This window comes from Roseateles subflavus, assembly GCF_030285365.1.
GTDB lineage: Bacteria > Pseudomonadota > Gammaproteobacteria > Burkholderiales > Burkholderiaceae_C > Roseateles_B > Roseateles_B subflavus.
Map to the genome: position 1 here is coordinate 182,830 of NZ_JASVDS010000006.1, position 16,990 is coordinate 199,819.

The window sequence follows — 16,990 nt, forward strand, 5'->3', positions numbered from 1 at the left end:
GCTCAAGTTTGAGCAAGGGGCGCCGAAATCCGACGGAAGCGGGAAATGTCCCGCGCATTGCATTGATTGAAATTGATGGGTCAGGCGGCGCTGCAGCGCTGCCGCAGCTCCCGCTCCCCCCGGGACGGGCGTCCAGCAATAACCGAGTGAGCACACCATGGCGTCATTGATTTCCACCCTGTCGACAGACCAGATTGCCGCGCTGTCCACACAGACGCTTGCCAAGCTCACGACGGAGGACTGGGCCGCCTTCAGCAGCGACCAGATCATTGCCCTGACCACCCGGCAGGTGGCCTCGCTGGGCACCTTCGCCATCAACTCCCTGGCCAGCGACCAGATCGCGCGCTTCGAGACCTCGGACCTGCGGGTGCTCAGCACCGCGGCGCTGCGGGCGATGAACGACACCAAGCTCGGTGCGCTGGGCTCCGACCAGATCGGTGCGCTGACCACCACGCAGGTCGCCGCGCTGACCACCAGCCAGATCAAGGGCCTGGGCAGCGACGACCTCCAGGCGCTGACCACCGACCAGTACAAGGCCCTGACATCCGCGCAGGTGGTCGCCCTCACCTCGGACCAGATCGCGCTGATCCAGACGGACGACCTGCGCCAGATCTCCACCACGGCGCTGCGCGCCATGAGCTCGGACCAGATCGTGTCCCTGGGCTCCGACCAGATCGCTGCGCTGACCACCACCCAGGTGAGCAGCCTGACGGCCGGGCAGATCAAGGGCATGGGCAGCGATGACCTCAATGCGCTGTCCAGCGACCAGTTCAAGGTTCTGACGTCGACCCAGGTGGCGGCGATCGGCACGGACCAGATCAAGACCCTGCAGACCGAGGACCTGGCCGCCCTGAGCTCCGCCGCGGTCCGCGGCCTCAGCTCCGCACAGATCGCCGCCCTGACCTCGGACGAGGTCGTGGCGCTCTCGAGCGCCCAGGTGGCGGCCCTCACCAGCGGCCAGGTGGTTGGCTTCACGACCGACCAGCTGGCCAAGATGGAGTCCGATGACCTGCGGGCGCTGAGCACCAGCGCCCTGCGCGCCATGGGCACGGACCAGATCCACGGGCTCAGCTCCGACCAGATCGCCAAGCTGACCACGGCCCAGACGGCGGCGCTCACCAGCAGCCAGCTCGGCGCGCTCAACACCGAGGACGTCGTCGCCCTCAGCACCGCGCAAGCCGCCGTGCTGACGAGCAGCCAGATCAAGGGTTTCAGCTCCGACCAGATCGCAGCCCTGGAGACCGATGACCTGCGGGCCATCACCACCGCCGCCATCAAGGCCCTGGGCACGGACCAGATTGCGGCCCTCGGGTCCGACCAGATCGGCGCGCTGACCACGACGCAGGTCGCCGCCCTCACCACGGCCCAGATCAAGGGCATGGCGAGCGATGACCTCAACGCCCTGTCCTCCGACCAGTTCAAGGTCCTGACCAGCGCCCAGGTCGGCGCCCTGACCTCGGACCAGGTCAAGACGCTGCAGACGGAAGACTTTGCCGCGATCAACACCGCCGCCCTGCGCGGCATGAGCTCCGCCCAGATCGGTGCGCTGACCTCCGACGAGGTCGTGGCCATGACCAGCGCGCAGGCGGCGGCCCTGACCAGCGCCCAGGTGCTGGGCTTCACGAGCGACCAGCTCGCCAAGCTCGAGACGGACGACCTGCGCGCCATCAGCACCGGCACCATCAAGGCCCTGACGAGCGACCAGCTCGCGGCGCTCTCCTCCGACCAGATGGGCGCGCTGACCACGGCGCAGGTGGCTGCCCTGACCACGGCCCAGATCAAGGGTCTGGCCAGCGATGACCTCAATGCCCTGGGCTCCGACCAGTTCAAGGTGCTGACCAGCGCCCAGGTCGGCGCCATGACCTCCGACCAGGTCAAGACGCTGCAGACCGAGGACTTTGCCGCCCTCAACACCGCCGCCCTGCGCGGCATGAACTCCGCCCAGATCGGGGCACTGACCACGGACGAGATCAAGGCGCTCACCACGGCCCAGGCCGCGGCGCTCACGAGCAGCCAGGTCGCCGGCCTGACCAGCGACCAGATCGCCAAGCTCGAGACCGACGACCTGCGGGCCATGAGCACGGGCACGATCAAGGCCCTGAGCAGCGACCAGATCGCCGCGCTGTCCAGCGATCAGATCGTCGCGCTGACCTCGGCGCAGATCGCCGCACTGACCACCGTTCCGGGCAACCAGTTCGGCGGCTTCTCGACCGACGAGATCAAGGCCCTCACCACGGCCCAGGCCGCGGCGCTCACGAGCAGCCAGATCAAGGGTCTGAGCACCGAGCAGGTCGCCGCCCTGGAGACCGATGACCTGCGGGCGATCAGCACCGCGGCCATCAAGGCCCTCGGCACCGACCAGATCGCGGCCCTCGGGTCCGACCAGATCGGTGCGCTGACGACGGCCCAGGTGGCCGCGCTCACCACGGCCCAGATCAAGGGCATGGGCAGCGATGACCTCAACGCGCTGGGCACCGACCAGTTCAAGGTGCTGACCAGCGCCCAGGTCGGCGCCATGACCTCCGACCAGGTCAAGACGCTGCAGACGGAAGACTTCGCCGCCCTGAGCACCGCCGCCCTGCGCGGCCTGAATTCCGCCCAGGTGGGCGCGCTCACGACCGACGAGATCGTGGCGATGAGCACGGCCCAGGCCGCGGCGCTCACCAGCGCCCAGGTCGCCGGGCTGACCAGCGACCAGATCGCCAAGCTCGAGACCGATGACCTGCGCGCCATGAGCACCGGTGCGATCCGCGCGCTCTCCAGCGACCAGATCGCGGCGCTGTCGTCCGACCAGATCGTGGCGATGACCTCCGCCCAGATCGCCGCCCTGGCCACGACGCCCGCCAACCAGTTCGGCGGCCTGACCACCGACGAGATCAAGGCCCTGACGACCGCCCAGGCCGCGGCCCTGACGAGCAGCCAGATCAAGGGCTTCAGCTCCGACCAGATCGCGGCCCTCGAGACCGACGACCTGCGCGCCCTGAACACCGCCACGCTGCGGGCCATGGGCACCGACCAGATCGCCGCCCTGGGCTCCGACCAGATCGGCGCCCTGACGACGGCGCAGGTCGCCTCGCTGACCACCGCCCAGATCAAGGGCATGGGCAGCGATGACCTGAATGCCCTGGGCTCCGACCAGTTCAAGGTGCTGACCAGCGCCCAGGTCGGCGCGATGACGTCCGACCAGATCAAGACGCTGCAGACGGAAGACTTCGCCGCGATCAACACGGCAGCCCTGCGCGGCATGAACTCCGCCCAGGTCGGCGCCCTGACCACGGACGAGATCAAGGCCCTGACCACGGCCCAGGCCGCGGCGCTCACGAGCGCCCAGGTCGCCGGCCTGACCAGCGACCAGATCGGCAAGATCGAGACGGACGATCTGCGCGCCATCAGCACGGGCACCATCAAGGCCCTGACGAGCGACCAGTTCGCCGCGCTCTCCTCCGACCAGATCGGCACGCTGACCACCGCCCAGGTGACGGCGCTGACCACCTCGCAGATCAAGGGCCTTGCAAGCGACGACCTCAATGCCCTGGGCACCGACCAGTTCAAGGTGCTGACCAGCGCCCAGGTCGGCGCGCTGACGTCCGACCAGATCAAGACGCTGCAGACCGAGGACTTCGCCTCGATCAACACGGCCGCCCTGCGCGGCATGAATTCCGCCCAGGTGGGCGCGCTCACGACCGACGAGATCGTGGCGATGAGCACGGCCCAGGCCGCGGCGCTCACCAGCGCCCAGGTCGCCGGGCTGACCAGCGACCAGATCGCCAAGCTTGAGACGGACGACCTGCGGGCCATGAGCACCGGTGCGATCCGCGCGCTCTCCAGCGACCAGATCGCGGCGCTGTCGTCCGACCAGATCGTGGCGATGACCTCCGCCCAGATCGCCGCCCTGGCCACGACGCCGGGCAACCAGTTTGGCGGCCTGACCACCGACGAGATCAAGGCCCTCACCACGGCCCAGGCCGCGGCCCTGACGAGCAGCCAGATCAAGGGCTTCAGCTCCGACCAGATCGCGGCCCTCGAGACCGATGACCTGCGCGCCCTGAACACCGCCACGCTGCGGGCCATGGGCACCGACCAGATCGCCGCCCTGGGCTCCGACCAGATCGGCGCGCTGACGACGGCGCAGGTCGCTTCGCTCACCACCGCCCAGATCAAGGGCATGGGCAGCGACGATCTCAACGCGCTGGGCACCGACCAGTTCAAGGTCCTCACCAGCGCCCAGGTCGGCGCGATGACCTCCGACCAGGTCAAGACGCTGCAGACGGAAGACTTCGCCGCCCTCAACACCTCGGCGCTGCGCGGCATGAACTCGGCCCAGATCGGTGCCCTGACCACGGATGAGGTCAAGGCCCTGACCACGGCCCAGGCCGCGGCGCTCACGAGCGCCCAGGTCGCCGGCCTGACCAGCGACCAGATCGCCAAGCTCGAGACCGATGACCTGCGGGCGATGAGCACCGGGGCCATTCGCGCGCTCAGCAGCGACCAGATCGCCGCGCTGACCAGCGACCAGATCGTGGCCATGACCTCGGCCCAGATCGCCGCGCTGACCACCGTCCCGGGCAACCAGTTCGGCGGCCTGAGCACGGACGAGATCAAGGCCCTGACGACCGCGCAGGCCGCGGCGCTGACGAGCAGCCAGATCAAGGGTCTGAGCACCGACCAGATCGCCGCGCTGGAGACGGACGACCTGCGCGCCATCAGCACCGGCGCCCTGCGCGCCCTCGGCACCGACCAGATCGCCGCCCTGGGCTCCGACCAGATCGGCGCCCTGACGACGGCCCAGGTCGCGGCCCTGACCTCTGCCCAGATCAAGGGCATGGGCAGCGACGACCTCAATGCCCTGAGCTCTGACCAGTTCAAGGTGCTCACCAGCACTCAGGTGGCCGCGCTCACCAGCGACCAGATCAAGACACTGCAGACCGAGGACCTCGCCGCGATCAACACGGCAGCCCTGCGCGGCATGAACTCCGCCCAGATCGGCGCCCTGACCACGGACGAGATCGTGGCGCTGACCACCGCGCAGGCGGCGGCGCTCACCAGCGGCCAGGTGCCGGGCCTGACCAGCGACCAGATCGCCAAGATCGAGACGGACGACCTGCGCGCCATCAGCACGGGGACCATCAAGGCCCTGACGAGCGACCAGTTCGCCGCGCTCTCCTCCGACCAGATCGGCGCGCTGACCACGGCCCAGGTGGCTGCGCTCACGACGTCGCAGATCCGCGCCATGGCCAGCGATGACCTCAATGCCCTGGGCACCGACCAATTCAAGGTGCTCACCAGCGCCCAGGTCGGCGCGCTGACGTCCGACCAGATCAAGACGCTGCAGACCGAGGACTTCGCCTCGATCAACACGGCCGCCCTGCGCGGCATGAACTCGGCGCAACTGGGCGCGCTCACGACCGACGAGGTCGTGGCGATGACCACGGCCCAGGCCGCGGCGCTCACGAGCGCCCAGGTGGCCGGCCTGACCAGCGACCAGATCGCCAAGATCGAGACTGATGACCTGCGCGCCATGAGCACCGGCGCGATCCGCGCGCTCTCCAGCGACCAGATCGCGGCGCTGTCCAGCGACCAGATCGTGGCCATGACCTCGGCCCAGATCGCCGCGCTGGCCACGACGCCGGGCAACCAGTTCGGTGGTCTGACCACCGACGAGATCAAGGCCCTGACGACCGCCCAGGCGGCGGCCCTGACCAGCAGCCAGATCCGCGGCTTCAGCACCGACCAGATCGCGGCCCTCGAGACCGACGATCTGCGCGCCCTGAACACTGCCACGCTGCGCGCCATGGGTACCGACCAGATCGGCGCCCTGGGCTCCGACCAGATCGGCGCGCTGACCACGGCGCAGGTCGCTTCGCTCACCACCGCCCAGATCAAGGGCATGGTCAGTGACGACCTCAACGCGCTGGGCTCCGACCAGTTCAAGGTCCTCACCAGCGCCCAGGTCGGCGCGATGACGTCCGACCAGGTCAAGACGCTGCAGACGGAAGATTTCGCCGCCATCAACACGGCCGCCCTGCGCGGCATGAACTCGGCCCAGATCGGTGCCCTGACCACGGATGAGGTCAAGGCCCTGACCACGGCCCAGGCCGCGGCGCTCACGAGCGCCCAGGTCGCCGGCCTGACCAGCGACCAGATCGCCAAGATCGAGACCGATGACCTGCGGGCCATGAGCACGGGGACCATCCGCGCCCTGAGCAGCGACCAGATCGCCGCCCTCAGCAGCGACCAGATCGTGGCGCTCACCTCCGCCCAGATCGCCGCACTGGCCACGACCCCGGGCAACCAGTTCGGCGGCTTCTCGACGGACGAGATCAAGGCCCTGACCACCGCCCAGGCCGCGGCGCTCACGAGCAGCCAGATCAAGGGGCTGAGCACCGATCAGATCGCCGCGCTGGAGACCGATGACCTGCGCGCCATCAGCACCGCCGCCATCAAGGCGCTGGGCACCGACCAGATCGGTGCGCTCGGCTCCGACCAGATCGGCGCGCTGACCACGGCCCAAGTCGCCGCCCTGACCTCCGCCCAGATCAAGGGCATGGTCAGTGACGACCTCAACGCCCTGGGCTCCGACCAGTTCAAGGTGCTCACGAGCAACCAGGTCGCCGCCCTCACCAGCGACCAGGTCAAGACGCTGCAGACCGAGGATCTCGCCGCCATCAACACGGCGGCGCTGCGCGGCATGAGTTCCGCCCAGCTGGCCGCGCTGACCACCGACGAGGTGGTGGCCCTGACCACGGCGCAGGCCGCGGCCCTGACCACCGGCCAGATCGGCGGCCTGACCAGCGACCAGCTCCTCAAGCTGGAAACCGACGACCTGCGCGCCATCAGCACCGCCACCATCAAGGCGCTGACGAGCGACCAGTTCGCCGCCCTCTCCTCTGACCAGATCGCCGCGCTGACCACGGCGCAGGTCACGGCCCTGACCACCTCGCAGCTCAAGGCCCTGGCCAGCGACGACCTCAATGCGCTGAGCTCCGACCAGTTCAAGGTGCTCACGAGCAACCAGGTCGCCGCCCTCACCAGCGACCAGGTCAAGACGCTGCAGACCGAAGACTTCGCCGCCATCAACACGGCAGCGCTGCGCGGCATGAACTCGGCGCAGATCGGTGCCCTGACCACGGATGAGGTCAAGGCCCTGACCACGGCCCAGGCCGCGGCGCTCACGAGCAGCCAGGTCGCCGGCCTGAGCAGCGACCAGATCGCCAAGATCGAGACGGACGACCTGCGCGCCATCGGCACCGGCACGATCCGTGCGCTGTCCAGCGACCAGATCGCGGCGCTGTCCAGCGACCAGATCGTGGCCATGACCTCGGCCCAGATCGCCGCGCTGGCGACCGCCCCGGGCAACCAGTTCGGCGGCTTCGCGACGGATGACATCCGCGCGCTGACCACCGCCCAGGCCGCGGCGCTCACGAGCAGCCAGGTCAAGGGCCTGAGCACCGACCAGATCGCCGCGCTGGAGACCGATGACCTGCGCGCCATCAGCACCGCCGCCATCAAGGCGCTGGGCACCGACCAGATCGGTGCGCTCGGCTCCGACCAGATCGGCGCGCTGACGACCGCGCAAGTCGCCGCCCTGACCTCCGCCCAGATCAAGGGCATGGTCAGCGACGACCTCAACGCCCTGGGCTCCGACCAGTTCAAGGTGCTCACCAGCGCCCAGGTCGGCGCGATGACGTCCGACCAGATCAAGACGCTGCAGACGGAAGACTTCGCCTCGATCAACACGGCCGCCTTGCGCGGCATGAACTCGGCCCAGCTGGCCGCCCTGACGACGGACGAGGTCGTGGCGCTGACCACGGCCCAGGCCGCCGCCCTGACAAGCGGCCAGATCGCCGGCCTGACCAGCGACCAGATCGCCAAGATCGAGACGGACGACCTGCGTGCGATGAGCACCGGCACGATCCGTGCGCTGTCCAGCGACCAGATCGCGGCGCTGTCCAGCGACCAGATCGTGGCCATGACCTCGGCCCAGATCGCCGCGCTGGCGACCGCCCCGGGCAACCAGTTCGGCGGCTTCGCGACGGATGACATCCGCGCGCTGACCACCGCCCAGGCCGCGGCGCTCACGAGCAGCCAGGTCAAGGGTCTGAGCACCGACCAGATCGCCGCGCTGGAGACCGACGACCTGCGCGCCATCAGCACCGCCGCCATCAAGGCGCTGGGCACCGACCAGATCGGTGCACTCGGCTCCGACCAGATCGGCGCGCTGACCACGGCCCAAGTCGCCGCCCTGACCTCCGCCCAGATCAAGGGCATGGGCAGCGACGACCTCAACGCCCTGAGCTCCGACCAGTTCAAGGTGCTCACGAGCAACCAGGTCGCCGCCCTGACGAGCGACCAGGTCAAGACGCTGCAGACCGAGGATCTCGCCGCCATCAACACGGCAGCGCTGCGCGGCATGAGTTCCGCCCAGCTGGCCGCGCTGACCACCGACGAGGTGGTGGCCCTGACCACGGCGCAGGCCGCGGCCCTGACCACCGGCCAGATCGGCGGCCTGACCAGCGACCAGCTCCTCAAGCTGGAAACCGACGACCTGCGCGCCATCAGCACCGCCACCATCAAGGCGCTGACGAGCGACCAGTTCGCCGCCCTCTCCTCCGACCAGATCGCCGCGCTGACCACGGCGCAGGTCACGGCCCTGACCACCTCGCAGCTCAAGGCCCTGGCCAGCGACGACCTCAATGCGCTGAGCTCCGACCAGTTCAAGGTGCTCACGAGCAACCAGGTCGCGGCCCTCACCAGCGACCAGGTCAAGACGCTGCAGACCGAAGACTTCGCCGCCATCAACACGGCGGCCCTGCGCGGCATGAACTCGGCGCAGATTGGTGCCCTGACCACGGATGAGGTCAAGGCCCTGACCACGGCCCAGGCGGCGGCGCTCACGAGCAGCCAGGTCGCCGGCCTGACCAGCGACCAGATCGCCAAGATCGAGACGGACGACCTGCGTGCGATGAGCACCGGCACGATCCGTGCGCTGTCCAGCGACCAGATCGCAGCGCTGTCCAGCGACCAGATCGTGGCCATGACCTCGGCCCAGATCGCCGCGCTGGCGACCGCCCCGGGCAACCAGTTCGGCGGCTTCGCGACGGATGACATCCGCGCGCTGACCACCGCCCAGGCCGCGGCGCTCACGAGCAGCCAGGTCAAGGGCCTGAGCACCGACCAGATCGCCGCGCTGGAGACCGATGACCTGCGCGCCATCAGCACCGCCGCCATCAAGGCGCTGGGCACCGACCAGATCGGTGCGCTCGGCTCCGACCAGATCGGCGCGCTGACGACCGCGCAAGTCGCCGCCCTGACCTCCGCCCAGATCAAGGGCATGGTCAGCGACGACCTCAATGCGCTGGGCTCCGACCAGTTCAAGGTGCTCACGAGCAACCAGGTCGCCGCCCTCACCAGCGACCAGGTCAAGACGCTGCAGACCGAGGACTTCGCCGCCATCAACACCGCGGCGCTGCGCGGCCTGAACTCGGCCCAGATCGGTGCGCTGACCACCGATGAGATCAAGGCCCTGACCACGGCCCAGGCCGCGGCCCTGACCAGCAGCCAGGTGGCCGGCCTGAGCAGTGACCAGATCGCCAAGATCGAGACGGACGACCTGCGCGCCTTCAGCACCGGCACGATCCGCGCCATGAGCAGCGACCAGATCGCCGCGCTCTCCAGCGACCAGATCGTGGCACTGACGTCCGCGCAGATCGCCGCGCTGGCGACCGCCCCGGGCAACCAGTTCGGCGGCTTCACGACGGACGAGATCAAGGCCCTGACGACGGCCCAGGCCGCGGCGCTCACCAGCAGCCAGGTCAAGGGTCTGAGCACCGACCAGATCGCCGCCCTGGAGACGGACGATCTGCGGGCCATCAGCAGCGCGGCCATCCGCGCCCTGGGCACCGACCAGATCGCCGCCCTCGGCTCCGACCAGATCGGCGCCCTGACCACGGCGCAGGTCACCGCCCTGACCACGGCTCAGATCAAGGGCATGGGCAGCGACGACCTCAACGCCCTGGTGTCCGATCAGATCAAGGTGCTGACGTCCGCCCAGATCGCCGCCATCGGCACGGACCAGATCCGCACGATGACGACCGATGACTTCGGCAACATCAACACCGCGGCGCTCAAGGGCCTGACCTCGGCGCAGCTCAGCGCGCTGACCAGCGACCAGATCATCGGCCTGTCGACCGACCAGGCGGCCTCGCTGACCTCGGCGCAGATCGGCGGTCTGACCAGCGACCAGCTCGTCAAGCTCGAGACGCAGGACCTGCGGGCCCTGAGCACCTCGGTGATCAAGGCGATGACCTCCGACCAGCTCGCGCAGCTGACCTCGGACCAGCTGGGTGCCCTCACCACGGCGCAGGTCACGGCCCTCACCAGCGCGCAGCTCAAGGCCCTGGCCAGCGACGATCTCAATGCCCTCGGCTCCGACCAGTTCAAGGTGCTGACCAGCAACCAGGTCGCCGCCCTGACGAGCGACCAGATCAAGACGCTGCAGACCGAGGACTTCGCGGCCCTCAACACGGCGGCCCTGCGCGGCATGAACTCCGCCCAGATCGGCGCCCTGACCACGGACGAGATCAAGGCGCTGACCACGGCCCAGGCCGCGGCGCTCACGAGCAGCCAGGTCGCCGGGCTGAGCAGCGACCAGATCGCCAAGATCGAGACGGATGACCTGCGCGCCCTCAGCACGGGCACGATCCGGGCGCTCTCGAGCGACCAGATCGCCGCGCTGACCAGCGACCAGATCGTGCAGCTGACCTCCGCCCAGATCGCGGCCCTGGCCACGACGCCGGGCAACCAGTTCGGCGGCTTCTCGACGGACGAGATCAAGGCGCTGACCACGGCCCAGGCCGCGGCGCTCACCAGCGCCCAGGTCAAGGGCTTCAGCTCTGACCAGATCGCGGCCCTCGAGACGGACGACCTGCGCGCGATCAGCACCGGCGCCCTGCGCGCCCTGGGCACCGACCAGATCGCGGCCCTCGGCTCCGACCAGATCGCCGCCCTGACCACGGCCCAGGTCGTCGCCCTCACCAGTGCGCAGATCAAGGGCATGGCCAGCGACGACCTGAACGCGCTGACGAGCGATCAGTTCGCCGTGCTGAGCTCGGCCCAGGTGTCCGCCCTGACGACGGACCAGCTCAAGACGCTGCAGACGGAGGACTTCGCCGCGCTGAACACCGCCGCGCTGCGCAGCCTCAGCTCGGCCCAGATCGCCGCGCTGACGACGGACGAGGTGGTGGCCCTGAGCACCGCCCAGGCCGCCGCCCTGACCAGCAGCCAGATCGTGGGCTTCAGCAGCGACCAGCTGGCCAAGATGGAGACCTCGGACCTGCGTGCGATCAGCACCTCGGCCCTGCGCGCTCTCAGCACCGATGTGCTGGGCACGCTCAGCTCCGACCAGTTCGCCGCACTCACGACGGCTCAGGTGAACGCGCTGACCAACGCCCAGATCAAGGGCCTGGGCACGGAAGACCTGGTGGCCTTCACGACGGACCAGTACGCGGCGATGACCTCGTCGCAGGTCGCGGCCATCGGCACCGACCAGTTCGCCAAGCTGGCCACCGATGACCTGCAGGCGATCAGCAGCGCCGGCATCCGCGGCCTCAGCAGTGCCCAGCTGGGTGCCATGTCGACCGACCAGCTGGTGGCGCTGACGACGGCGCAGTACAGCGGCCTGACCTCGAGCCAGATCGCCGGCCTGCACTCCGACCAGATCGCGGCCCTGGCCAGCGACGACCTGCGTGCCCTGAGCACCGGCGCCCTGCGCGCCTTCACCACCGACCAGTTCGTCTCGCTGACCTCCGACCAGGTGGCGGCGCTGACGGTGACCCAGGTGGCGGCGCTGACCTCGGCCCAGATCAACGCGATGGGCTCGGACGACTTCAACGCCATGGGCACCGCCCAGATGGCGGCCCTGACCTCGGTCCAGGTGCCGGGCATCAGCGCGGGCATGATCGCGGCGATGCAGACGGACGACCTCCGCGCGCTGAACCTGTTCGCCGTCCGGGCCCTGTCCAGCGACCAGCTGAACGCCCTGACCAGCGACCAGGTGCCGACGCTGAGCGTGCTTCAGGTGGGCGCTCTCACGACGGCCCAGCTGAGCAAGTGGGAGACGGCGGACATCCAGGCGCTGGGCACCGACCAGGTGGCCGCGCTAACGGCGGCGCAGATCACGTCCATGAGCTCGGACCAGATCGTGACCTTCTCGACCGACGACATCCGCGCGATGACCAGCTCGGCCTTCCGCGCGCTGCAGTCGGACGATCTGCAGGCCTTCAGCTCGGATCAGATCGACGCCTTCACCAGCACGCAGATCGGACTGCTGACCTCCGCGCAGGTGAGGGGCATCGACAGCGCCGACATGGCGGCCTTCAGCAGCGACGACATCAAGCTGCTGTCGACCTCCGCCCTGCATGCGCTGTCCACGGAGCAGTTCTCCGCGCTGGGCACCGAGCACATCGCCGCCCTGAGCACGGCCCAGGTGCTGTCGCTGACCACGGACCAGATCAGCACTTTCAGCAGCGATGACATCAACGCCCTGAGCACGACGCAGATCGCGGCCTTCAGCTCGGCGCAGATCCATGCGCTGACGACGGACCAGTTCTCGCACTTCGCCAGCGATGACATCAAGGCGCTGACCACCTCGCAGATTGCGGGCCTGACCACCGATCAGATCCACAGCCTGTCGACGGAACAGGTGCTGGGCCTGGAGTCGGAGGACATCGCAAAGCTGAACATGACCCAGTTCAACGCGCTGACCACCGAGGCCATCCATGCGATGACGGGCTCGCAGCTCGACGCGCTGTGGCTCACCTCGCCGATCGTGCTGGATCTGGACGGCAACGGCGTCTCGACGACGGCCGCCGCCCAGGGCGTCACCTTCGACCTGAACGGCACGGGCAATGCCCAGAAGTGGGGCTGGGTCGGCGGCAACGACGGTCTGCTGGTGCGCGATCTGAACGGCGACGGCCAGATCAACGACGGCAAGGAGCTGTTCGGCAGCGGCACGGTCATGGCGGACGGTTCCCGTGCCGTCAACGGCTACCAGGCGATGTCGGCGATGGACAGCAACCACGACGGCAAGCTGACCAGCACCGACGCGCAGTTCGGCCAGCTCAAGATCTGGGTGGACGGCAACCACGACGGCAAGACCGACGCGGGCGAGCTGAAGTCCCTGGCCGACCTGGGCATCACCTCGCTGGACCTGCATGCGCAGACCGGCACGGCGGTGAGCAACGGCAACCTGCTGGGTCTGGTGTCCGGCTACACGACCAGCGACGGCAAGACCCATGACATGGCGGACGTCTGGTTCGCCAAGGACACGGGCAGCACGGACAGCCCTGCGGACGGCCATGCCGCGCAGACCGAGCAGGGCAAGTCCGGCGCCGAGCACAAGCTCAGCCTGGGCGACGTCCTGGCCGGACCGGCGGGCAATGTGCTGGGTGACGGCGTCACGCAGCCGGGTGCACACAGCACGCTGCACCACCACCTGGTGCCGCTGCGCAAGGCGCCGGGCGAGGACGACGATCTGAACCGCATCGTCCCGCTGATCTGAGGCTGAGGGGCCCGCGCCCCGCCACGAGAGCCGCCCCGGCACCTGCCAGGGCGGCTCTTTTTCCTGGACCGTCGGGCGTGATGCGTGCCCTGCGGCGCGCCAATCGCAGCGGCATCAGGGTTAGTCTTGATGCCCATCAAGGGCGGCGAGGCCCGAGCATGGCAGCATGAACATCCTGATGCCCAACAAGTACACCGAGAAAGCCCTGGCGGAGTCCCGACGCTTCGGCGTGAAGCCTGTGCCGCCGCTGCGCCCGCTGGGCTGGCTGGCGCGCGGCTGGGCGGACATGACGTGCTGCCCCGGCCCCTCGCTGCTCCACGGCGTGGTGCTGGCCCTGCTCGGGGCGCTGATCTTTCTCGTCGGTCGCGATCGCTTCTGGCTGCTGGCCGGCGCCTTCAGCGGCTTCCTGCTCGTGGCACCCATCCTCGCCACCGGGCTCTATGCCATCAGCCGCGACCTCGAGCTGAACCGCCATCCCGGCCTCCACACGGTGCTCAAGGTCTGGCGCCCGCGGGATGGGCGGCTCATCGTCTTCGGCCTGCTGCTGGCCTTCGCCGGCACGGGCTGGGTCATGACCTCGGCCTCGCTGATCACCGGCTTCGCCGGCGTGCCGGTCGCCCGACCGATCGACTTCCTGCGCCATGTCGTGCTCAACGAGCAAAGCCATCTCTTCGAGGTCTGGCTCGGCATGGGTGCCGTGCTGGCCGCGCCTGTCTTCGCGTCCACCGTGATCGCGGTGCCGCTGCTGCTGGACCGCCAGATCGGCGTGCTGGGCGCCGTCTTCACCAGCTGGCGCGTGGTGATGGAGTACCCCGCCCCGGTCGCGCTGTGGGCGGTCCTCGTGATGAGCCTCACGCTGCTGGGCATGGCCACGCTGATGCTGGGCCTCGTCGTCGTGCTGCCCTGGCTGGGACACGCGAGCTGGCATGCCTACCGCGACCTGGTCGACACCTCGGGCCTGACCCGCAACGACTAGAAGAAATGAACCACCCCGTACTGGCTTCGCCAGCCCCCTCGAGGGGGCGCGCCCCTTGGACCGGCAGAGCCGGATCCTCGGGCGCCGCTCGGCCCGGCCCGCTCACTGCAAGCCCAGTGCCCTTGAAGAGAAGGGGCACCTGACATGTTCGGCTACACCGAGGAACAGATCGCCCAGTTCGGGCTCAGCGTCGGCGTCACGGCCTTCATGCTGTACATGGTCTTCATCATCCTGCAGCTGGCGCGGGAGTCGAAGGCCGGCAAGTTCGGCACCTTCATCCTGCTGCTGGGCCTGGGCTTCGGCCTGGTGGGCTTTGCCGCCAAGGGGCTGATCAAGTTCTTCCTGGCTGGCGTCGGCGAGTGAGGGCAGGATGGGCATCATCAGCACCAAGAGCTTCCGCCACACGCTGTTCGAGGATGCGCAGGCCGTCCTGACGGGCACGCTGTTCGTCGCGCTGGGCGTGGCGCTGTTCAAGCAGGTGGGCATGCTGACCGGCGGCACCGTGGGCATCGCCTTCCTGCTGCACTACGCCAGCGGCTGGCCCTTCGGCCTGCTCTTCTTCGGGATCAACCTGCCCTTCTACTGGCTCGCCTACCGGCGCATGGGTCTGGCCTTCACGCTCAAGACCGTGGCGGCGGTGACGCTCATGTCCACGCTGTCCGAGGCGCTGCCGCGGCTGGTGCAGTTCTCGCAGATCAACACCTGGTTCGCGGCCATCGCCGGCGGGCTGATGATCGGCGCGGGCATGCTCATCCTCTTCCGGCACCGCGCGAGCCTCGGCGGGCTGAACATCCTCGTGCTCTACCTGCAGGACAGCCGCGGCTGGCGCGCCGGCTACATGCAGGCACTGCTGGATGCCAGCATCCTGATCGTCTCGCTGCTGGTGGTGAGCCCCGAGCGCATCGGCTACTCGCTGGTGGGCATGGCAGCCATGAACGCCGCACTGGCGATCAACCACCGCCCCGGCCGCTATATGGCCGTCTGAGCCCTCCCAAGGGCGTCCGGCAACACCTGACCCCCTACAGCAGCGGGCTGTACCAGCGCAGGTCCAGCAGCTTGCGGACCAGGGCATGGGAGATGCCGTCCGGGGCCACGAGGTCGTAGAGCACATCGAAGTGGTTGTAGCCCGGCACCTCCTGCACCAGCGGCACGGCCTGCGGTCCCCAGGCCTCCTGGATCAGGCGGGTCTGGCGCCGAAACTCCTCGCTCTCGGCGCCGCCGACCACGGCGTACAGCGGCGAGTCCGGCGCGGCCAGGTGCACCGGACTGAGGCGGCGCGCACTGTCATCGTCGAGCCGCAGGTCCGCCTGCAGGAAGGGCGCCTGGACCAAGGGGGTCAGGTCATGCACGCCCGAGACGGACAGCACGCCCTTCACCAGCTGCCGTGGCAGTTCCGGCGCGAGGCTCTTCCAGTCGAAGCAGCTCAACAGCGCTGCCAGCTGGCCGCCCGCGGAATGCCCGGCGATGACGATGTGGTTCGGGTCACCGCCATAGTCCGCCGCATGCCGCCACACCCAGGCCAGCGCCTGCGCCAGCTGCAGCGGAATGCGTTCCATGCTGACCGAGGGACAGAGGTCGTAGCCGGGCAGCACGACCACCGCTCCCTCGCTGGTGAAGCTGGGCGCGATGAAGGAGAGATCGTCCTTGCTCAGCGCCCGCCAGTAGCCGCCGTGGATGAAGACCAGCACCGGCGCCTTGCCGACGCTCTCGCTGAACACGTCCAGCCGCTGCCGCGGGCTCTCGCCATAGGGCACGTCCAGCTCGCAGCGCGCCTGTGCGCGCACCAGCGCCGAGGCCTCGGCCCAGCGCTGCAGGATCTGCGCGGACTCGGGCACCCGCAGCCGGTTGTTGTATTGCGATTCGAACCAATCGGCGGAGGGATCGGACATGGCGGGCGACGGACGCAAGTGGCCGGGGCAACGGCGGGGTCTGCAGTGTCGCTCAGTTCAAATACCGACTAGGGAACGGCCCGGCAGCTCGCTATACTTTTCTCGACCGTGGGGGGGTAGCTCAGCTGGGAGAGCGTCGCGTTCGCAATGCGAAGGTCGGGAGTTCGATCCTCCTCCTCTCCACCACCGGATCTCGATGGCGCCTCAACGCCTGTGCCTTGCTCCTTGAAGCTGCTCCCGGGCAGCTTCATGCGTTTGAGGGCGTGACGGCGCGGGCATGGGCCCGACGACGCCGAACGGCCGGACCCACGCCGCGACGATCATGGCCCGTCCCGACGCCGCCCACCACGCCAGGAAGCATCGATGTCATCACGGGCCAGCGCCTTTTCAAGCGCTGTCACCATGACGGGCGGCCTGTGGAAGCGTGACGGCGCCAGCCACGCCCTGGCACCGGCACCGCAGCACGTCGCGCATGCACCAGGCAGGGGCGGCGCACACGGGCGGGTCTGATGCCCTGTTGGCCGGCCTGCCCTGCATGCCGGAGGCCCAAGGCATCGCCCTTGCGAC

The 16,990-nt window shown here is 69.0% G+C and carries 5 protein-coding genes and 1 tRNA gene; 5 read left to right on the forward strand and 1 reads right to left on the reverse strand.

All coding sequences use genetic code 11. From position 1 onward, the window contains the following. Window positions 1–157: 157 nt before the first annotated feature. The 4 genes from QRD43_RS19235 to QRD43_RS19250 all read left to right on the forward strand — a co-directional run bounded on the left by QRD43_RS19235 (window position 158) and on the right by QRD43_RS19250 (window position 15,519). On the forward strand, window positions 158–13,558 hold the full coding sequence (locus QRD43_RS19235; protein WP_285984117.1) for an SPM autocatalytic domain-containing protein: 13,401 nt from the start codon (window positions 158–160) through the stop codon (window positions 13,556–13,558). Window positions 13,559–13,724: 166 nt separating this feature from the next. Continuing rightward, window positions 13,725–14,534 carry a DUF2189 domain-containing protein gene (locus QRD43_RS19240; RefSeq protein ID WP_285984118.1) on the forward strand — a complete coding sequence of 270 codons (810 nt, stop codon included), beginning with the start codon at window positions 13,725–13,727 and terminating at the stop codon, window positions 14,532–14,534. 144 nt (window positions 14,535–14,678) lie between these two features. After that, a complete protein-coding gene (locus tag QRD43_RS19245) occupies window positions 14,679–14,897 on the forward strand; it encodes a DUF2788 domain-containing protein (protein ID WP_183102927.1) in 219 nt (72 codons plus the stop codon). Window positions 14,898–14,904: 7 nt separating this feature from the next. Further along, window positions 14,905–15,519 carry a YitT family protein gene (locus QRD43_RS19250; protein WP_285984119.1) on the forward strand — a complete coding sequence of 205 codons (615 nt, stop codon included), beginning with the start codon at window positions 14,905–14,907 and terminating at the stop codon, window positions 15,517–15,519. A 34-nt stretch (window positions 15,520–15,553) separates the two neighbouring features. On the opposite strand, the gene QRD43_RS19255 is transcribed toward QRD43_RS19250, so the two are convergent. Next, the gene (locus tag QRD43_RS19255; protein ID WP_285984120.1) at window positions 15,554–16,423 is read right to left on the reverse strand and encodes an alpha/beta hydrolase; all 870 of its coding nucleotides are present in this window, start codon (window positions 16,421–16,423) and stop codon (window positions 15,554–15,556) included. Between the two features lie 110 nt (window positions 16,424–16,533). Here QRD43_RS19255 and QRD43_RS19260 point away from each other — a divergent pair. Then, window positions 16,534–16,609, forward strand: a tRNA-Ala gene (locus QRD43_RS19260). Window positions 16,610–16,990 lie beyond the last annotated feature (381 nt).

Coding starts and splice junctions, on each gene's coding strand:
- QRD43_RS19235 (WP_285984117.1), top strand. CDS start 158: ATGGCGTCATTGATTTCCACCCTGTCGACAGACCAGATTGCCGCGCTG.
- QRD43_RS19240 (WP_285984118.1), top strand. CDS start 13,725: ATGAACATCCTGATGCCCAACAAGTACACCGAGAAAGCCCTGGCGGAG.
- QRD43_RS19245 (WP_183102927.1), top strand. CDS start 14,679: ATGTTCGGCTACACCGAGGAACAGATCGCCCAGTTCGGGCTCAGCGTC.
- QRD43_RS19250 (WP_285984119.1), top strand. CDS start 14,905: ATGGGCATCATCAGCACCAAGAGCTTCCGCCACACGCTGTTCGAGGAT.
- QRD43_RS19255 (WP_285984120.1), bottom strand. CDS start 16,423: ATGTCCGATCCCTCCGCCGATTGGTTCGAATCGCAATACAACAACCGG.